Consider the following 1,686-nt stretch of genomic DNA (forward strand, 5'->3'; position numbering starts at 1 on the left):
TGCTGCTCCCGAGTCCGTTCGTCAGGAGATCGGATCACGGGAGAAGCAGATAGTTCCCTGATTTAGGAAACAACGCCTGTCTGTCCATGTCTCAACTATACTTGGCGATTTCAGATTGTGCGATAAGCACTTCTGCATGAGTCCGTGCGTACCGGTTGCCATCAGCCGGGAGCAGAATCGCCTGACATTTTCGCCGTGGAATACAATGTAGTGGGCGGTCTTCTGGATGTTTTTTTAAATTTCAGCTGTTTAACTTGTATCTCCGTGTTTTTGCGTGAAAGATTGAGACCCAATTGAGTTATTGTATTGACGGGAATCTTCCCCAAAATGATAAATAAGTTTCTGAATTTAAAGATATTAATCTTCACTCGTTAAACCTGAGAATAGGTCCGAAATGACTGATAACCAACTGAAAAATAACGAAAAATCTAGTGTACTCATAGTCTGCATGGGCAGCACATTCCATTGTGATTAAGTTCATAAATATCAGTAACTTAAAATCTTCCCCAAAATCTCTCCAAAATTCCTCCCCAATTTGTGAGCGCCTGGCTCAAACTTTGACTACCAACCATTCATGCCCGCGATTGTCTCTGTACTCTTCGGTTGTTCTTAAATGCTTATGGCCCAGGAGGATCTGCGTATCGATCCCTTGAGCGTGATAGACACGCCCGGCCAGGGAGCGTTGCTCGTGAAATGATGGCGGGGTTGCATCCTTAGCCCAGCTAATCCCCGAAAGGTCTCGTATTCTGGCAAATTGTTTCGTGAGTGCGTTGATGTGGATCTGGGAACCGATAATTGCACCTTTAATTCTGTTGGTGCGGTGCACGAGAAACTTGCTCACCACCCGAGTGGCACGACACCGTGCGACGACATCACCCAGCGTCATGTCGATGGCGTCGCATCGCAAGGCCAACGGAATGGCAAGTCGGGTGCCGGTCTTGCCCTGCACTACATGCAGGTGGCCATTGCGAATATCGCTAAACCGCATTTGGCTGATATCTTCCCGTCGCTGACCGGTGACAAGAGCGAGCAGCATGGCATTAACAATCCAGGCATGAGAGTGAGCCTCAGCATATTCAAACATTCGCTGCCACTGTTCAAGGCTTAGTCGAGCGCGAGTTACTCTCACACGCGGCTGTTTTGTGGCCAGTGCCGGGTTATAACCGGCTGAAACCTCACCACTATTTTGAGCTTCTTTGTATAAATCTATCCATACTGAATGCAGGCTTTGTGCCATGCGTTTTTTGCCTTCATCCTTATATTCACCAATGATTGTTGCAAGCGTTTTAACGTCAAGATCCTGCAAGGAAATTTGTCCACACCTTTCTCTTAACACTTTCACACAGGACCTTCGTGTCTTTACTGTATTGTTTGATAGCTCCCCATCTTTTAATCTTTCTTCCTGAATTTTGTTATATTCATCGCACCAGGATTTTACGCTAATCCCTCTGGATTTCTTGATGTCGGCGTTGTCTTCCAGAAGGACGCCGTATTGTGCAGCAAGCTGTTTGTTAATTAGCTGGTTTAATTCCTCGGCAACAGCGTGTGCTCTGGTGCTATCACTACCAAGACCATGAAAAACACCTGAGCGAGGATCACGGTATTGGTAATAAGCAGTACGGCATAACCCATGTGGATCTATAATTTCTACATATAGCTACATTCGGGAGCCTGCCATGAAACGGA

The 1,686-nt window shown here is 46.4% G+C and carries 1 protein-coding gene and 1 pseudogene; both read right to left on the reverse strand.

Annotation, left to right across the window (positions count from 1 at the left end; genetic code table 11):
* Nucleotides 1–550: 550 nt before the first annotated feature.
* Nucleotides 551–1,342 carry a tyrosine-type recombinase/integrase gene (locus Q0753_RS16500; protein WP_298723691.1) on the reverse strand — a complete coding sequence of 264 codons (792 nt, stop codon included), beginning with the start codon at nucleotides 1,340–1,342 and terminating at the stop codon, nucleotides 551–553.
* 171 nt (nucleotides 1,343–1,513) lie between these two features.
* Nucleotides 1,514–1,645, reverse strand: a pseudogene (locus Q0753_RS16690) (phage integrase Arm DNA-binding domain-containing protein); the annotation flags it as partial.
* Nucleotides 1,646–1,686: the final 41 nt, after the last annotated feature.

Source organism: uncultured Oceanisphaera sp., assembly GCF_947495715.1.
GTDB classification, from domain to species: Bacteria; Pseudomonadota; Gammaproteobacteria; order Enterobacterales; family Aeromonadaceae; genus Oceanimonas; species Oceanimonas sediminis.